At 47.7% G+C, this 17,858-nt stretch carries 10 protein-coding genes and 2 pseudogenes; 4 read left to right on the forward strand and 8 right to left on the reverse strand.

The window, feature by feature from the left end; translation table 11 throughout:
- The first annotated feature begins 224 nt into the window (after nt 1-224).
- From gltB to mdoH, 4 genes are all read left to right on the forward strand, one after another.
- Complete coding sequence (gene gltB, locus LFX17_RS05980) at nt 225-4,721, forward strand: glutamate synthase large subunit (RefSeq protein WP_238747688.1); 4,497 nt, start codon at nt 225-227, stop codon at nt 4,719-4,721.
- A gap of 174 nt (nt 4,722-4,895) precedes the next feature.
- Nucleotides 4,896-6,500 (forward strand): glucan biosynthesis protein, encoded by a 1,605-nt coding sequence (locus LFX17_RS05985; protein WP_238729442.1) that lies wholly within the window; start codon nt 4,896-4,898, stop codon nt 6,498-6,500.
- The gene (locus LFX17_RS05990) at nt 6,484-6,915 is read left to right on the forward strand and encodes a hypothetical protein (RefSeq protein WP_238745643.1); all 432 of its coding nucleotides are present in this window, start codon (nt 6,484-6,486) and stop codon (nt 6,913-6,915) included. Before LFX17_RS05985 ends, LFX17_RS05990 begins: the two co-directional genes overlap by 17 nt.
- Nucleotides 6,912-9,083: a glucans biosynthesis glucosyltransferase MdoH gene (gene mdoH / locus LFX17_RS05995; RefSeq protein WP_238745645.1), complete on the forward strand. Its 2,172-nt coding sequence runs from the start codon at nt 6,912-6,914 to the stop codon at nt 9,081-9,083. The genes LFX17_RS05990 and mdoH overlap by 4 nt, the downstream gene beginning before the upstream one ends.
- Here the strand turns inward: mdoH and LFX17_RS06000 are convergent.
- The 8 genes and pseudogenes from LFX17_RS06000 to LFX17_RS06030 all read right to left on the reverse strand — a co-directional run bounded on the left by LFX17_RS06000 (nt 9,080) and on the right by LFX17_RS06030 (nt 17,809).
- Nucleotides 9,080-9,619: a DUF1564 domain-containing protein gene (locus tag LFX17_RS06000; RefSeq protein WP_238729445.1), complete on the reverse strand. Its 540-nt coding sequence runs from the start codon at nt 9,617-9,619 to the stop codon at nt 9,080-9,082. The genes mdoH and LFX17_RS06000 overlap by 4 nt on opposite strands.
- A 282-nt stretch (nt 9,620-9,901) precedes the next feature.
- On the reverse strand, nt 9,902-11,029 hold the full coding sequence (locus LFX17_RS06005; RefSeq protein ID WP_238729446.1) for a glycosyltransferase family protein: 1,128 nt from the start codon (nt 11,027-11,029) through the stop codon (nt 9,902-9,904).
- Nucleotides 11,026-11,889 carry a TrmH family RNA methyltransferase gene (locus tag LFX17_RS06010; protein WP_238729447.1) on the reverse strand — a complete coding sequence of 288 codons (864 nt, stop codon included), beginning with the start codon at nt 11,887-11,889 and terminating at the stop codon, nt 11,026-11,028. Before LFX17_RS06010 ends, LFX17_RS06005 begins: the two co-directional genes overlap by 4 nt.
- Nucleotides 11,856-12,734: a class I SAM-dependent methyltransferase gene (locus LFX17_RS06015; RefSeq protein WP_238729448.1), complete on the reverse strand. Its 879-nt coding sequence runs from the start codon at nt 12,732-12,734 to the stop codon at nt 11,856-11,858. The genes LFX17_RS06010 and LFX17_RS06015 overlap by 34 nt, the downstream gene beginning before the upstream one ends.
- Nucleotides 12,712-13,383: pseudogene (locus tag LFX17_RS20970) on the reverse strand (class I SAM-dependent methyltransferase); the annotation flags it as partial. The gene LFX17_RS06015 and the pseudogene LFX17_RS20970, both read right to left, overlap by 23 nt.
- A gap of 224 nt (nt 13,384-13,607) precedes the next feature.
- A pseudogene (locus LFX17_RS20975) lies at nt 13,608-14,094 on the reverse strand (SAM-dependent methyltransferase); the annotation flags it as partial.
- A 38-nt stretch (nt 14,095-14,132) separates the two neighbouring features.
- Nucleotides 14,133-15,422, reverse strand: coding sequence for a citrate synthase (locus LFX17_RS06025; RefSeq protein ID WP_238729449.1), 1,290 nt, complete (start codon nt 15,420-15,422; stop codon nt 14,133-14,135).
- 137 nt (nt 15,423-15,559) lie between these two features.
- The gene (locus LFX17_RS06030; protein WP_238745647.1) at nt 15,560-17,809 is read right to left on the reverse strand and encodes a lytic transglycosylase domain-containing protein; all 2,250 of its coding nucleotides are present in this window, start codon (nt 17,807-17,809) and stop codon (nt 15,560-15,562) included.
- Between the last annotated feature and the right edge of the window lie 49 nt (nt 17,810-17,858).

Genomic DNA, 17,858 nt, shown 5'->3' on the forward strand with positions numbered 1-17,858 from the left:
CCGTGTTATACTTGAACGAACGAGAGGAAGGGAAGAACGAGAATTTGATAAGCGGAAATCTGCGTTTCTTATTTCAATCCTGCCTTTTAAAAGAATGTTTTCAATTTACGCAACTCTCAATTTACTGGATAATAGCTGGGGAATTTTGCTGAAATTTCAGCCATAGGCGCGCCCGACGTCGTTGTTAACCAGGGAATTTGTATCATGAGGGATCTCGGCAAATGATGAATGATGTAAGAGAACAGTTGCAGCTTCAAAAGTATCTTGAGGAGAACGGTCTGTATGAAAGATCGTTTGAACATGATAACTGCGGAGTGGGATTTGTTGCTTCCTTTCAGGGAGAAAACAGTCACAGAATCGTCTCTATGGGACTCAAGGCGGTCGCATGCCTGACGCATAGGGGAGCGGTCGACGCAGATATGGTTACCGGAGACGGAGCCGGTATCATGATTCAAATTCCTAAGAAGCTGTTTGCAACCTACATCGAAGAAATGGGTCACCGCAGACCGGACGAGGATTCCATCGGTGTCGGAATGATCTTTCTTCCGAGAGAAGACATCGATAAACAGGACATGTGTCGCAGTCTCGTCGAGTCCGCGCTCATGGAATTCAATTTTAAACTTTATGCATGGAGATACGTTCCGGTAAATCCGGAAGTTCTCGGGCCGAAGGCGAACCAATCCAGACCTCAAATCGAACAGGTTCTGATCGGTAAACCGGAAGGAATGTCCAACGAGGACTTCGAAACGAAGTTATTCTTAATCCAGAAAAAACTGATGAGAGACGCGGATCGTCTTTCGCTCGCGGGAGATCTTTACATCTGTTCCCTTTCCTCGGAAAGAATCGTGTTCAAAGGACTCTTCAACGGAAACCAGGTTTCCCAGTTCTACGAAGACTTGAACTCGGAAGAAATGGTTTCTCCGTATTGTATCTTTCACCAAAGATATTCCACCAACACGTTCCCATCTTGGGCGCTCGCGCAGCCCTTTCGGATTCTCGCGCACAACGGAGAGATCAACACGATCGCCGGAAACAGAATCTGGATGCTCGCACGCGAAGAGGAACTCGAGTGCAAAAAATGGGGAGAATATCAAAAGGAAATCCATCCGATCATCCGTCCTCACATGAGCGACTCCGCGAGTTTGGACAACGCGATGGAAGCGATCGTCCGTTCCGGAAAGGACGTTCTTCAGGCGAAGGCGATGCTCGTTCCGAACGCGTGGTCCAAAAACCTTACGATGTCGGAAGAGTTGAAAAGCTTTTACGAATATAATAATACTTTAATAGAGCCTTGGGACGGTCCCGCGGCGCTTGCGTTTGCGGAAGGCGACTGGATCGGCGGCGCGCTCGACAGAAACGGACTTCGTCCGGCTCGTTACGCGGTCACCGAAGACGGTCTTTTGATCATGGGATCGGAAGCCGGACTCGTTCAAGTCGACGAAGAGATCGTAACCAAAAAAGGACGTCTCGGTCCCGGAGAGATGATCGGGATCAATTTAAAAGAGAAAAAGCTCTACTACAACGAGGACATCAATTCTCTCTTCGAAAAGAAATACGACTATAGAGAATGGTCCAAAGAGAACGTTTCGTATCTCAACCAGGATCTCGACGCGTCGATGCAGGAGACGATCACCTACAAAGGAGACGATCTCAGAAGAAGACAGGTTCTTTTCGCTTATTCTCCGTTTAAACAAAAGTCGGTGATCAAACCGCAGGCGCATCAGGGAAAAGAAGCGATCAGCTCCATGGGGGACGATACTCCTCTGTCGATTCTGATGCTTTCGCGCATCGGTCTTTACACCTATTTCCGTCAGAGATTCGCGCAGGTAACCAATCCTCCGATCGACTACATCCGCGAAAAGGGCGTGACCTCTCTTTACACTCGTCTTGTCAAAAAGATGAACCTGTTCGGAGACGATAAACCGCAGAACTGTCTGGTTCTTTCCCATCCGTATCTCACCAATCTGGATCTGAAACGGATCCGCGAGATGGACGGAAAACCGTATAAAATTCTTACGTTAGACGCAACCTTCGAAGCTCATATCGAAGCGGAAGCGAACACGAATCGGAACTATCTCGAAAAAGCCCTCGACGCTCTTCTCGAACAAGCGTTGCAGGCGGCGAAATCGGGAACGAACATTCTCGTTCTTTCGGACAAAAAACTTTCGAAAGAACGCGCTCCGATTCCTATGGAACTCGCGGTCGCGGCGGTTCACAACCATTTGATCCGCAATAAGACGCGCTCCGCCGTTTCGATTCTTGTGGAAACCGGTTCCGCATTCGAAATTCATAATGTGGCCGTGTTGCTCGGTTACGGAGCTTCCGGCGTAAACAGTTATCTGATCTGGGATACGTTATTCGATCTTTGGGAAAAGGGAGAATTCGACGCGGAAGACGGAACCCGTCCGGCATTCCATACGATCTGCGGAAACTACCGCTACGGTGTGGACGACGGACTTCTCAAGATCATGTCCAAAATGGGAATCTCGATTCTTTCCTCTTACGTGGGAGGACAGGTGTTCGAGGCGATCGGACTTTCGAGAACTCTCGTGTCCAAGTATTTCCCCGGAACGTATTCGCGTATTTCCGGAATCGGAATCGGCGGGATCGAACAGAACATTCTCCGAAATCACGAACAGGCATTCTACAAAGAACTCAATCCGGAAGACTTCATCTCCGAGAAGGACGATCAACCGCACCGTTGGTCTCCGAGAGTCGTTAAATTCTTAAGAAAGGCGGCGGTCGACAACGACTACGAAGCGTTCAAAGAAGCGACTAAGATTCTCAAGGAAAGCGATCCGATCAACATCCGCGATTTGTTCGACTTCGTAGCCAGAAAGCCGATCCCGATCGAAGAAGTGGAAACCGTCACCGAAATTCAAAAACGTTTTTTAACGCCTGGAATGTCTCACGGTGCGCTGTCCATCGAGGCGCATACGGATCTCGCGATCGCCATGAACCGCTTAGGCGCTAAGTCTTCTTCCGGGGAAGGCGGGGAAAATCCTTCCCGTTACGTCGTGAACGAAAAAGGGGATCTCGCGAATTCTTCCATCAAGCAGATCGCTTCCGGAAGATTCGGCGTGACTTCGGAGTATTTAAACTCCGCGACCGAAATCGAAATCAAAATCGCACAAGGTGCAAAACCGGGAGAAGGCGGTCAGCTTCCCGGTAAGAAGAACAACGAGGAGATCGCGACCAACCGTCATACGCCGATGGGGATCGATTTGATTTCTCCTCCGCCTCACCACGATATTTATTCGATCGAAGATTTATCGCAGCTCATCTACGATTTGAAGATGGCGAACCACAAGGCTCAAGTTTCCGTGAAACTCGTGTCCGAAGCGGGCGTGGGAACGATCGCGGCCGGTGTTGCAAAAGCGAACGCCGACGTGATTCTCATTTCCGGTCACGTGGGCGGAACCGGCGCGGCTCCGATCACTTCGATCAAGTATGCGGGTTCTCCCTGGGAGCTTGGTCTTTCCGAAACACATCAAGTTTTAGTAATGAACGGACTGCGCGACCGCGTCGTGTTAAGAACGGACGGAGGGATCGTATCCGGAAGGGACGTGATCATCGCGGCTTGTTTGGGTGCGGAAGAATACGGAGTGGGAACCGCTTCTCTGGTAGCTTTAGGTTGTATCATGGCGAGAAAATGCCACTTGAACAACTGTCCGACCGGAATCGCGACTCAGGACATCAAGTTCCGCGCGAAATACAAAGGATCTCCGGATCAACTCGTAAATCTTTTCACTTGTCTCGCTCTCGAAGTGAGAGAATATCTTGCGGAACTCGGATTCAGATCGATCGACGAAATCATCGGAAGAACCGATCTTCTCAAGCAGATCACACGTTACGAAAGGGATCGTTTGGATTCTCTCGATCTCAATCCGATCCTGGTTCGTCTTCCTCTTTTCTACGATCCTACGAAACAGAAAAAAGACAGATCGGTCCGCAAGGAGCCGATCGGAGAAGTATTGGACGATCGTATCATCAAGGACGCGGAAAAAGCCCTTGAAGGAAAATCTTCCATGGCTCTTTCTTATCTCGTGCGCAACACGAACCGGACCGTGGGAGCGAAGATCTCGGGTCTCATCGCGAGAAAATACGGATCGAAAGGATTGCCGGGTAAACTCGAAATCATTCTGGAAGGAACCGCAGGACAATCGTTGGGAGCTTGGCTCGTCAAAGGAGTTCAGGTCACCTTACACGGAGATGCGAACGACTACGTCGGAAAAGGACTTTGCGGCGGTGTGATTGTGATCAAAAAACATCGCAAGTCGAAACTCAAGGCGTATGAGAATACGATCATCGGAAACACATGTCTTTACGGAGCGACCTCCGGAAAACTTTTCTGTTCCGGAAGAGCAGGAGAACGTTTCGGAGTCCGTAACTCGGGAGCGGAAGCGGTGGTCGGGGGCGCAGGAGATCACTTCCTCGAATATATGACCAGCGGAACCATCGTTTGTCTCGGAAGCGTAGGCAAGAACATGGGAGCCGGTATGACCGGAGGAACCGCGTATTTCTTCCAAAAGGGATGGGACATTCAACCTCTTCTCAATAAGGAATACGTAAAGACCGTGGATCTGGAAAACGGAGACTACGAGATCATCAAGAACTTGATTTCCGAACACTCCAAGTTGACCGGTTCCGATCTCTCGGAAGGAATCTTAAAGGACTTTGAAGGAAACAAAAATTATTTCGTGAAGGTAGTTCCGAAATAATCCCTTCGAAACGACGAACGGAAACTTCCCTGAAACGGTCCTAATTGCAGTTAGGCGATTCAGGGAAGAATTTCGAATCGTTTCTCTTTGATTCAAAAGAAAGAATCTTCTCATTGAAGAATTTTCTAAGAAGCGCTCTCGAAAGAGGGCGGCTTTCGATCTGGAAAGAATACAATGTTAAGAATACACATAGCACTCGCATTTTTCGCTACGATACTTCTCTTTGCCGTCGCAAACAGACAGCAAAAGAAAGAATCGGAGATCGACTTTAAATTTCCCGAAACCGAAGAAACCGTAATCCTCGACCCGGTATCCGGGATCAAAATCCCCGTGACCAGATTCTCTTTCGAGGATTTGAAAAAGAAAGCGAGAAGCATGGCGCATGGACGTTATGTGAAACCGCAATTCGTTTCCACACAATTTTTAAAAGGACTGAGTTGGGATCAGTATAAGAACATCCGCTTTCGACCCGAATCCTCTCTTTGGAAAAAGGAAGGAAATCCGTTTCAGATCCAATTCTTTCATCCGGGACATTTATACAATACGAACGTGACCCTTCACGAAGTCCGCTCCGATTACGCGAGACAGATTCCGTACGACGAAACGTATTTCGATCTTTCCAATTTGAAGGTGCAGGGAAAAATACCGGAGAATCTAGGTTATTCCGGATTTAAGATTCATTATCCGTTGAACACCCCCGAGCACACGGACGAGTTCACCGTGTTTCAAGGCGCGAGCTATTATAGGATGGTTTCCAAGAAACAGGTCTACGGATTGTCGGCGCGCGGAATCGCCATCAATACGGGAATGCCATATCCCGAGGACTTTCCTGGTTTCACTCATTTTTGGATCGTTCATCCCGACAAAACCGATTCTACGATTTTCGTTTATGCATTGTTAGACGGCAGAACCGCGACCGGAGCCTATGAATTTCAAATTTCTCCGGGGAAGGTTTCTTCCGTACACGTGAACGCGGAGGTTATTCTTCGAACCAAAGTGGATCGATTCGGAATCGCGCCTTTGACATCGATGTATTGGTATTCCGAAACCCGCGGGATTCCGGAAGGGCAAGCCTATCCTGAGTCTCACGATTCGGACGGACTCATGATCGAAAGCGGAAAAGGGGATTGGGTTTGGAGACCTCTTGATAATCCGAAACGAGTCACGCTCAACTCGTTTCAGGATGAGAACCCGAGAGCCTTCGGTTTAATGCAGAGGGATCGAAATTTTGCGAGTTATCAAGACAACTCGATGAAGTATCATCTGAGACCATCCGCTTGGGTGGAACCGGAAGGAAATTGGGGAAAGGGAAGCATACAACTTCTGCAAATTCCCACGGTAAAGGACTCGGACGATAACATCGGGGCGTTTTGGGTGCCCGCGAATTCCCCCGCACCCTTACAACCTTACGAATTCAGCTACACCATACGCTGGTTAAACGAGGATCCTCTTCCGGAGGAACTTGCAAAAACCGTTTCCACAAGGATCGCTCCGGTTCCGGGAGAATCCGATATGCGCGTGTTTTATGTGGACTTTGCAGGCGAAAAGCTCAAAGCAATGGATGCGTTCACTTATCTGCAGGCGTCGATCGACACGGGAGATAACGCGGAATTAACGGATTATAATATTCAAAAAATTGAAGAGACCGGCGTATGGAGACTTACTTTCCGCGTGGTCCAAAAAAACAGATACAAAGCCGCGGAACTGCGCGCCGTATTGAAAAAAAATCAGGAAGACCTGAGCGAGATTTGGACGTTCACTCTTGAATCCTCGATCTGATCACGACAGTCGTTCCGGAATCCGAAAGGAAGAACTGGCTCGGGTTTATTCCAAAGTGAAACTGTACTGTCTCGCTTCCGGAATCACCGACCCGATCGAATTGCACGAAATTCTTACCCGATTTTTACGTTCGGTCGAAACGAAATCCCTTTCAAGTTCCGCAGCGAACGAGTTCGGTTGGGAGGAAGAAGCAATGAAACTCTTTCTGAAATCCGGATCGGTTCGTTCCGAAAAAAAGAACGAAGCCGGTTTACCCGCCATCGAACCGTCGAGTATGATTCCGAACCCGGTCGACTTCGGGCCATTAGGTGATTTGGCGGAACCGAAGGAAAAATTGGAACCTGTCGCGGTGATTTTTTCCGTTCTCTTCTGGGGAATCGTATATGCATCCTTACTCTACGGACTTTTAAGTTGAATTCCTCCGAAAAAGAAAAACCGGGAACGCTTGTCGATTCCAAAACGCAGAGTTATCGCCGTTTGAGTTTCGGGGGACTGTTGTTCTTTTTCGTAATCATCGGCGTCTTTTTGGAAGTTCAGTTCTTATCCTTTCAGTCGATCAGTCCGTTCGAATGGGCGACGCTGATTCTTTTCTGCCTTTTGTTTCCCGTCATATCCTTCGGGGCGGCGACCGCGTTGATCGGTTTCGTACAGAAAATCCGGGGAGGGGACCCGTTGCGGATCTCCCGAATATTAGAAAATTATACTATTCTAGAGGATGAGATTCCCCCCGTGGCCGTCGTAATGCCCATCCATTGCGAGGATGTTACGCGCATTTTCGCCGGGGTAGAACTGATGATGGACGAGATCGCCTCGAACGGACTCGCACAGAAAACGGATTTTTTCATTCTTTCCGACACTTCCGATCCGAATCTTTGGGCGCTGGAGGAAAAAGCTTTTTATCACCTAAGTCAAAAACCGGCCAACCGAGGGAGAATCTACTACCGAAAAAGAAGAGTCAACTTGAACAAGAAGTCCGGCAACATCGCCGATTTCTGCAGAAGATGGGGCAAACGATATAAATACATGATCATCCTGGACGCCGACAGTATCGTCACGGGAGAATGTATGAAAAATCTAATATACCTCATGGAAAAAATTCCGAACGCGGGAATCATACAAACCGTTCCCGAGGTGATCGGAGCCAAATCCATCTTCCAAAAACTTTCCGCGTTTGCGGCCTGGGTAGGAAATCCGGTTTTCGGAGCGGGTTCTTTTTTCTGGCAGCTTCGTTCGGGACCGTTTTGGGGACACAATGCGATCATTCGATTACAGCCGTTTATGAAATACTGCGGGTTGCCCGGACTTCCCGGTGAAAGCGCGATCGGCGGAAAAATCTTGAGTCACGATACGATCGAAGCGGCCTTGTTTCGAAAAGCCGGTTACGGGGTTTGGTTTGCTTCCGATCTGAAAGGTTCGTATGAGGAAGCTCCGCCTAACGTGCTGGAGGCGCTCAAACGGGACAATCGTTGGTGTCAGGGGAATCTTCAGCATTTTTGGTTTTTGTTCGGGGGTAAACTCCGCTTTTCCAGTCGATTGCAGATTTTACTCGGGATCTTTTCTTATTTCAGTTCTCCGCTGTGGGCATTGATGCTTTTGTCTTCTTCTTTGACGACGATCGAGGACGTGGATTTTTTTAGACTCGCATTGTTGCCCGAGGATTGGATCGCGTTTCGCGACGACCTTTATCTTCCGGTCGCCTACACGCTGCAAGGTTATACCTTGTTTGTCCTGTTTCTTCCGCGCATCGTTTCGTTTTTGGAAGTCTCTTTTTTTAGAAGAAAAGAATGGGGCGCCTCGTTTTTCTCTTGGACGTTCTCTTTTTTGACGGAGTTTCTCCATTCGGTTTTGATGGCGCCCGTTTATATGGTTCAATATACAAGATTCATTCTTCTTACATTCTTAAATCGTAAAATAGAATGGGGACCGCAAAACAGGGACGCGGCATCGGGACCCGATAACAGGTCATTGGCATATACCATTCTTCCCGCTTCGTTTTACGGTTTGGGAATCGGAATCTGGATGTTCGTGACGTATCCGATTTTATTCTTTTGGTTTTTACCTTTATTGCTCGGTTGGATTTTCGCGTATCCGTTGGCTCTCTTGACTTCCTCTACTCCAAAGATACAAAATTTGTCGTTCGGATTTTTGAACAACCCGCCGGAGCAAAGAGAACGTAAACTTCTCGAAGCTCTGGAGCGAAACAAAAACGAGTATTGGAAAACTGTGGGAGGAGAAGACCGCAGGCGCGGAATTTTTCTTTCGATCGTTGATCCTCGGCTGAACGGATTTCATCGTTCCCGATTGCGCAAACGCGCAAAAGAAACTCCCGCCCGAAAAAATTATCTGCGCTCTCTCTGCGACAAATTGAAAACGGAAGGACCGGAAACATTTAAAAATCAGGAACTGCAAAGAATTCTTTGGGACCATGATTCCGTGGCGGAACTTCACTCGTGGTTTTGGACGGCGGACGTGCGCGGGCTTTCTTCCTGGTGGAGAAAATCTCTTGCGGATTATAAACGCGATATTTTGTTAAACGAAGTCGGTTCGGATGTTTTCGACTGGACAGTTGTCGGAGAAACTTAGGAATCGTACCAATCTCGGTAGTCTAACATGAAGAATGTATCGTGCGGATAGCATTGCAGACTTCTTACAATGCTGTTTTTTAGAAGATCGAGGTCGAGGATATATCTGTAGTTTTGGTGAAACGTAGGACCTCCTTCGTTCATGATATTATCGATAGAATCCCCAACCCCGGAAGTTTCCAACCACAGAAGATAATTAAAAAGAAAACAACGAGAAACTCCGTGCACGTGGGCGAGTGTGCCGAACAAAGCCCAGCTGCCTGTGCTCAATCGGACGTTGATCTTTTTCATTTTTGCTTTTCCCGGACTCGGCTGATACAATGTCTTACCGGCCTTCTTCCCCAAACGTTTTGTCGTCGAAAGAAATTTAGAATATCTCTTTAACAAAATGGGAATTCTTTTCGGAAGGTTTCGCCTTTCTTGATCGGGATAACGAAGCAAAGTATATTCAGGGACGAGGAGCGTAACTACATTGCTTGTTTTTTCCTGAAGAGAAGATCGAATCTCATGATTCGAGTGTAATAATAAAATGCCCATACCCGAAGCGGTTTTACCGAGCGACGATAGGGAACCCTTGTCGAACCTGCTCCCTAATTTTTTCAAAAAAAAGTTTAAAAAATTTTTACATAAACAAAACAATCTACAAATTCGAAAAACGATCCAATCTAAAAGAACTGGCAAAAAATTTCCCGACAAATACTGTTTTTCCTCGTTTTGTAAATCGATGGATTCGCAGATAACCGATCGGATTGAAATTATAATAAGTCAAGATTTTGCAGATCAATCGATCCAAAGATTTGAAAGTCCGCAAACCGCAATTTAAACTAACTTCAGAAAAACGGAAACGGCGTGTTTTACGTCCTCTCTTCCGTCCCGTGCAAATAAAGGAGAAGGATTTCCATTCCAGCGTTTCGCGTCCGCGATCGCTCTTTCAAACCGGAACGAAAACAGATCTTCGTTCGAAAGAAAGGCCGAAGGAATTTCCTCCCGGAGGGATCGATGCAGATAGGGAACTTCCGGAAAATTTCCGCGATCCGTATAAAGAACGGGCGTGTTTGCATACACGGCTTCACTTAAGATTCCATAACCCGGTTTCGTGATCACATAATCGCAGGCGGCCAAAAGATCCGGATAATGCAGATCGGAAAGTTTGAGGATACCGTTTCTTTGTTTTTTGGGAATCTGCATTAAATCGAAGTCGGTGGCTCCCGAAATTACGATCTTATATTTTTCCGGGTCGAGTTTGTCCCAATCGAAATGCGTCGTTTCCACTCCGTACGCGCCGAAGGAAAACAAAAGATAGATACGGTCTTCGGAAAGTTCGAAACGTTCTTTTGCGGCTTTTTTACTCAAAAGCGGTCTGCGTCCCACCAACCCGATTTGTTTTTGTTCCGCTAAGGATTCCGCGGGGCAGGCAAAGGGAAGAAGAAGGCCGAACGTCGCATAATAATATTCTTCGTAGAGGGTGCGGGCAGTTTGCTCGAAAACGACGGATTCTTTCGCGTAGCCGCCGTAGATAAAATCCCAAGTGAAGTTTCCAACGAATAAAGAAGGAACCTTGATCTTGTCGGCGACTATAAACGGCAAAGAGGCGGAATCGGAAAGGATCAATTCGGTTTCAAAATCCAAACAGGATTCGATTTCAGAAATTTGAATATACGATTTTTTTGATTCGAATTCTTCGAGGCTAGCCTCTGTTCCGCGTATGTCGATCGAAAGGGAGTCCTTCTGCATCATTCCCACGTCGACCTGCTTTTTACGGACGTGCAGACGCTCGACGTTTTTAGAATCTTCTTCGCTTAAAGAGAGGGTCGTTAGGAATTGTTCTCGGACCGTGACGAGATCGATTTCCAAATCCGGAAAGCTGCGGAGCAGATATAAAATGATTTCCATGGATCGGCTGATATGACCGAATCCGTGTCCGCTGACGTAATAGGTGAGTTTCATTTCGTGCCGACCTGACGGATCACTTCGTACATTACGATTCCCGCGGACATTGCGAGATTGAGGGAATCCGCTTCTCCGAACATGGGAAGGGACAGGTATTCGTCGGAATTGCCTCTTGCATACGGAGAAAGTCCGTATTGTTCCGAGCCGAAAACGAGCGCGATTTTCCCTTTGAGATCCGCGTTCGTATAAAGCTTTTTCGCCTCCGGTGTTACGGCTAACGTTCTGTATTGATTCTTCTTTAGAATTTTATAAATTGCCTCCGTTTCGCCCAGATATACGTCGAGGGTGAACAAGGCTCCGGTGGACGCGCGGATCACGTTCGGATTAAATAGATCCAGCCGAGGATCGGCGACCAGAACGGTGTGAAATCCCGCTCCTTCCGCGGTGCGAAGAATCGTTCCGAGATTTCCCGGTTTTTCCACCCCTTCGATCACCAGAATCGGTTTCGAATTTTTGAATGCGTTGGTTTCTTTTTGAAATGCGTCGAGTCCTGTGTCGAAAAATTGGGCCGTCGCAACGAGTCCGTCCGGCCGATCCCGATACGAAATCTTTTCGAAAACCTTTTTAGGAACGCGTATATTTTTAGCTCCGATCGAACGGATAAGAGAATATTCGTTTTCTCCTAAAAAACATTCGGGAGAGTAAAGGACGTTTTGGAATTTCAACTTTCCGGATTTGGAAGCGCGTAGAATTTCGCGATACCCTTCGATAAAAAAAAGACCGGAAGATTCCCGATGTTTCTTTTCCTTAAGGTTGGAAATATTTTTCAGCTTCTCGTTCGAAAAGCTGGTGATCTCCAAAAACGAAATATCCTTTTCTTCGTTCAAAGCGAAAGTCTCTCCGATACATAGATACAATTCGATCCTGCGGGGTAAAGTCTTCCGCTTTCTTCCGGAATGGAAAGTTCGCCGAGATGGAACTTGCCCCGGTTGCGGATTCTTCCCTCCAAAATCCTTTGTAAGGCGAGAGGGCTGAATCCGGTGGAATGACAGGTAAGAACGATAAAGTCCGGTTTGCCTCCGCAAAGTTGCATCAAAAGATCCATCAACTCGGGAAGATCCTTTTCGATTTTGAAAACTTCTCCGCTCGCTCCTCTTCCGAAGGTGGGCGGGTCGAGGATGAAACCGCGGTAATCCTTTCCGCGTTTGATTTCTCGTTTTAAGAATTTCAATACGTCCTCGACCATCCAACGCACCTTTTTATCCGCGAGACCGGATGCGTTTGCGTTGTCGCGGGCCCAATCCACCATTCCTTTGGAGGAATCGAGGTGACACGCGGACGCCCCTCCGTCTAACACGGCCAAGGTGGAAATTCCCGAATACGCGAAGAGATTCAAGACCTCTTCCTCTTTTTTGAGTTGGGAGCATAATTTCTGGATTTTTTTCCAGTTTTCAAGCTGTTCCGCGAAGATTCCGAGATGTCCGAACGGGGTGAATTTTATCTTAATGGAATATTCTAAAATTTGAACATAGAATTCTTCTTCCACCTTTTTATTCCAGGTCCAGGCGCCTCCGCCTTTGTCGGAGCGGACGTATTCTCCGTGAACGTTTTTCCAGAGCTGCGGTTTGGTCGCGGGCCAGGCGGAAACGGGAGAAGGGCGTATGATCGTATAAGGTCCGATTTGTTCTAGTTTTCGAAAATCTCCGGAGTCGATCAGAGTGTATGTTCCTTCTAGGCTTTCAGTTTTTTTTGCAGTTTTCATAGATATGTACCTTAAAATAATTTCCTTCGGGAAAGTTCTTTCGCACCGGATGATCCTCTTCCGGTCGTAAGCTGGTGAACGTTTCGAAACTCCAGCCTTTCGTTTTGAGAATGTTTTTAGCGAGCGATTCCAGCTCCCTCGACTGAATTCTTCCCGAACAGGAACAGAGGATGATCGTCCCCGATTCTTCCAAGGACGCAAGACAGTTTGCGAAAAGATACGAATAGGATTTCAGTGCGTTCGGTTTCGACTTCCCGTCCGGTGTCAGATTCGGCGGATCGATCACGATCAGGCCGAAGGTTTGGCCGCGGAGAACTTCTTCCAAGTCCTGGAAAATATTTTTTTGAACGAACCTGTGTTTGCACGAAGTTTCGCTTCGGCGTTTGCTCAACGCTCTTTGAAACGAATCCAAAGCTTCCTTAGATCCGTCAACGGATACGACGGAAGAGGCTCCTGCAACCTCCATGCAGATCGACGTTAAACCGGTGTGCGAGAATAAATGAAGACATTGTTTGCCGCGACTCAATTCCCTTTTTTCGAGCAAATAGCGGCGCAGGTTTCTGAGATCTAAAAAAATACCGCCCTTTTGTCCGGGAAGTTCCACGGGAAACGAGACCTCTTTCAATCGGATCGTTTCGCGAATGCGGAGTTGCACGATGCGTCTTGCCTCGGCGCCGGTTTTCCAATTCTGATCTTCGTTGTTTTTAGGTCCGGCGTCCGCTTTCGTCTTTTCGATTTCCGCTTTTCCGCGCCAAATCCTCGGCTCGCGTCGTTTTACCGTTCCGGAAGAATTTGCTAATGCGACATGGGATTGGGTCGCGCTGACGGACTGGACATTGAAAACGCCGACCGTCGTTCCGGCTGAACCGATTTGATCCTCTCCCGTTTTTTCGGGAGGATCGAACACGATCCGTTCCGGTTGCGGTTCTTCTAATTTAGAATTTTTGCATAGATCGTACAGATTCCAAACGAGCCAACGGCCGTAACCCATCAGAGAGGAAGAATAAATTCTCACCACCCAAGTTTGCGCCAAACGATCCACGGTCACTCCGGGAAAAAAATCGTTTTCTCCGTGCAGAATTCGATACGCGTTCGTTTCTTTACGAACCGCCGCGCGGCGTCGAATCGCGGAGACCAAATTCTCCCGTATTTTTTCCTTTTGAAACTCGGGTAAAAACTGAATGATGCGGATCCGCACGAGTCCCGTCGCCGAATAGATTCCGGTCGCAACGGGTTCGTTGTTTGTCGAGACGAGATTCAGCCATTGTCCGTTTTTAAACGGAGAAGCCGCTGTGGAAAGATTTCCGCTGAAGATCCAGGGATGTTTTCGTTGAAGAGAGAGTTCGCTCTTCCGGTTCAGCTGATATCTGCGGAACCGGAAGTTCGTTTTGTGTGCGTTCAGGCTTTTTTCTTGGCGTCTTTGTAAGAAGTTTCGGTCGCTCCGACGTAGATCTGTCGTGGACGACCGATTTTCATATCGGTCGATTCGATCATTTCTTTCCACTGAGCGATCCAGCCAGGAAGACGCCCCATCGCAAACATCACGGTGAACATGTTCACCGGAATTCCGAGGGCGCGGTAGATGATTCCGGAGTAGAAGTCCACGTTCGGATACAACTTTCTTTCGACGAAGTAAGGATCGTGAAGAGCCGCTTCCTCGAGTTCTTTAGCGATATCTAATAAAGGATCTTGAACCCCGAGTCGTTTTAACACGCTGTCGCAGGCCTTTTTGATGATCTTTGCTCGAGGATCGAAATTCTTGTAAACCCTGTGACCGAATCCGGAAAGACGGAAGGAATCGTTTTTGTCCTTCGCTTTTTCCACGATCTTTTTCACGGGTAGTCCGCTCGCTTGAATCTCCTGCAACATTTCAAGAACTTCCTGGTTCGCTCCGCCGTGTCTCGGTCCCCAGAGGGCGCAGATTCCCGCGGAGATCGCACCGTAGAGGTTTGCAAGCGAGGAACCCACCAAACGCACCGTAGACGTGGAACAGTTTTGTTCGTGATCCGCATGAAGGATCAAAAGAAGGTTCAAGGCTTTTACGATTTCAGGATCGACTTTGTATTCTTCGCTCGGAACGGAGAACATCATGTTCATGAAGTTCGCGCAGTAGTCCAGGCTGTTCAAAGGATGGATCGTAGGTTGTCCGATCGATTTTTTATACGCGAACGCCGCGATCGTAGGGAATTTCGCGAGAAGACGGATCATGGAGATATGTCTGTGTTCCGCGTTTTCGGGATCGTACGAATCCTGATAGTATGTGGAAAGGGAACCGATCATCGAAGACATGATCGCCATCGGGTGACCGTCTTTCGGAAATCCGTTGTAAAGACGTTTGAGATCCTCGTGGATCAAAGTGTGCATCGTGAGTTCATCGTTCCAGCGTTTGAGTTCCGCATCGGAAGGAAGTTTTCCGTAGATCAAAAGGTAGGCTACTTCGGTGAATGTCGAATTTTCCGCGAGTTGTTCGATCGGAATTCCTCTGTAACGTAAGATTCCGAGTTCTCCGTCGAGAAAGGTCACCGCGCTCGTGCAGGCTCCCGTGTTTAAATATCCGTTGTCCAGGGTTACGTATCCCGTCTGCTGACGGAGTTTTGAAATGTCTACTGCCTTCTCGTTTTCGGTGCCTACGATGATCGGGAGTTCGTATTCCTTCCCGTCGATCTTCAGAATTGCTACCTCGGCCATGTTCCTCTCCTAGAGTAGTTGTTCGTTGTTTTCGCCGAATTTAAGATCCAATCGGCGGCTTGAAAAATTGCGCTTAAAATCGTTTCAGATTCCTATCCTATTCTTTCCGCCAGATAGACAATCTAAAAAATTGAATTTTAGAGGTTCTTATACTTCCTTAAATTCTGATAGTTGTAATAGTTCGAACTTACGATCCTGCAGTAGTCGCGGGGTTCCTTTACGGGAAGTTCTTCCAAGAAATGATTGAAGTCCCCGCGGTAATGATTCCGTTTCCATTTGCGGAGATTTCCCGGACCGCCGTTGTAGGCGATCGAAGCCCACTGAAGATTTCCGTTCGAAGCGACTAGATAACGCAAAAACCGCGCTCCCATCTCGATCGAAACCTCGGGATCGAACAAAGAGTAAGAATCCAGATTCATCCGTTTAGCAAGCTCTCTTCCCGTGGGTCCCATGATCTGCATCAAACCCCTCGCATTGGAAACCGAAACCGCGTTCTCTTTAAAAAAAGATTCCTGACGCATGATCGCGTAAACGATGTCCTCGTCGATTCCGACGTTTCCGGAAATCGAAGAGACCAAACCTCTGTGCGGTCTCGGATAAATTCTCGCCGCGAGTTTGGATGGAAGAAGAATCACGTCGTCGCTGAGTTTTTCTTTTTTCATGAGCGATCTTGTGTGAAAGACTGTAAGATAGGCGGTCCCGGTTTGTTCGCCGAGCGCCGCGAGAATTTCCTCTTTTTCGTTTTCACCGATTCCCTGTTGGAGTTTATATCTTTGCACCAAAGAAAGAGCGTAGGCCATCTCTCCGACTTCGAGATATTCCTTTGCGGTTTGGAGATAACGGTTTCCCCGAATCTTAGAATGTGCGTTGTCGATGCGCACGTTCAATTGAAACGCGGCTGCCTGCGTAGCAAATTCCAAATCCTTTCCTAAGATCTTTCCGGAAAGTTCGGGAATCCCCGCGGTCAAAGAAAGATATTCGAAAAGGTTGTCGCGGTTCCAAGTCGGATTGGAAGGAAGAGGGAAGGCGGAGATTTCCTCCTGAAATTCCTCCCGGATCACCCGTGTATAATACGACCCCGGAATGTGTTTGTAATACGACTTGAGCCATGAGTTGAGTTCTTCGGTTCTTCCGTTCTTTTTCAAAAAACGAAGATACCAATAGACGAGTCTTCCTTTTACGGGAAGATCGGGAATTTTCCGAAGCGCGTCCTTCCAATAAGCGTCTCCCATAAAGTTTTCGTGATTTCCAGTGAGGAGGTCGATGAGTTCGTCTTGTCGGATTAAATTCGTGGGATTTTTTTCGAGAGAGTCTATTAGATTTCTGAAATATAAATCCTTGTTTCCCTGTTTTTTATACGCTCTGGCGTAGCTGTATAAAACCTCGTCGTTCTTTTCGGCTCCTGAGTCGTTTAACAAATCCAAGGCCTTGCCCGAAAAACTTTGGTTGGTCAGCTCTCTCGACATCGCCGCGGTGAAATCCGGATTGGCTCTCGCGAGTCCCGAGTTGCGGCGAAAGAAGTTCGGAAGCGATTCCGGTTCGTAGGCGACCAGAGCGCGCGCGGTGTTTCGGAAGGCTTCTCCCTTGGAAAAGGAAACCTTTTCCAAATCCTTAGCGGAGAGAAGATGTTTTTTTCCGGAGGCGTCCAAATGCGGAAGAAACAAGGCCGCCCGTTCGGGAGTGAGAGACAGATAAAAGGAATTTCCTTTCCAGACTTGCAGATCCTCTAAGATGAATTTTTTCACCGAAGATAAAACCGCGGGGTCCTCCAAGATCGAATAGAAGATCGACTCGGCTTTTTCGGTGTTTCCCGATTTATAGAGCGATTTCGCATAACGGTACAAAATCATCGGAGAAAAAATTTCCGCCTGCTCGCGGTCGGTGAATCCTTTCGCGAAATCCAGACATTCCTGGATCATTCCCGCTTCGTAATAAATCTTGAAAATTTCGGAGATCGCGTTCTGCGAGAGAGGATCGTTTTCTCTCGGAAACTTCTTCAAAAGTCCGATCAATTCTTCCTTGCCGAGAATCTTTCGATGCGCGGCTTCTTCATAGAGTTTCCAAAGCGAAAGACGCGTGACGATCGAAATCGACGGAAGCGGAGAATTCAGGATTTCCAAAAGATCCTGTCTTCCCGGAGAAGACACCATTCTCCCTTTGAGAAGGGAAACGAGATAGGAAAACTTTTTGTCCCGGCTTCCGTCCGGATGCTCCTCGTGATAGCGGACCAAGGCGTAAACCTCGGACTCGGTTCCCGGATGACGCTCCCGAAAAATGCGGTGTATTTTTTGAAGGCTGTAGGATTTGATCAGATATTTGAGATCATCGTTTGCGTAAAGATTGCCGAAAATGAAGAGGAGTAGGCTGGTCAGGGCGAATTTTTTCATTCGTATTCTTTACTTACCTTTTCGGCCTAAGGATTCAATCGCAAAAAGG

The sequence above is a fragment of the Leptospira sanjuanensis genome, from assembly GCF_022267375.1.
GTDB lineage: Bacteria > Spirochaetota > Leptospiria > Leptospirales > Leptospiraceae > Leptospira > Leptospira sanjuanensis.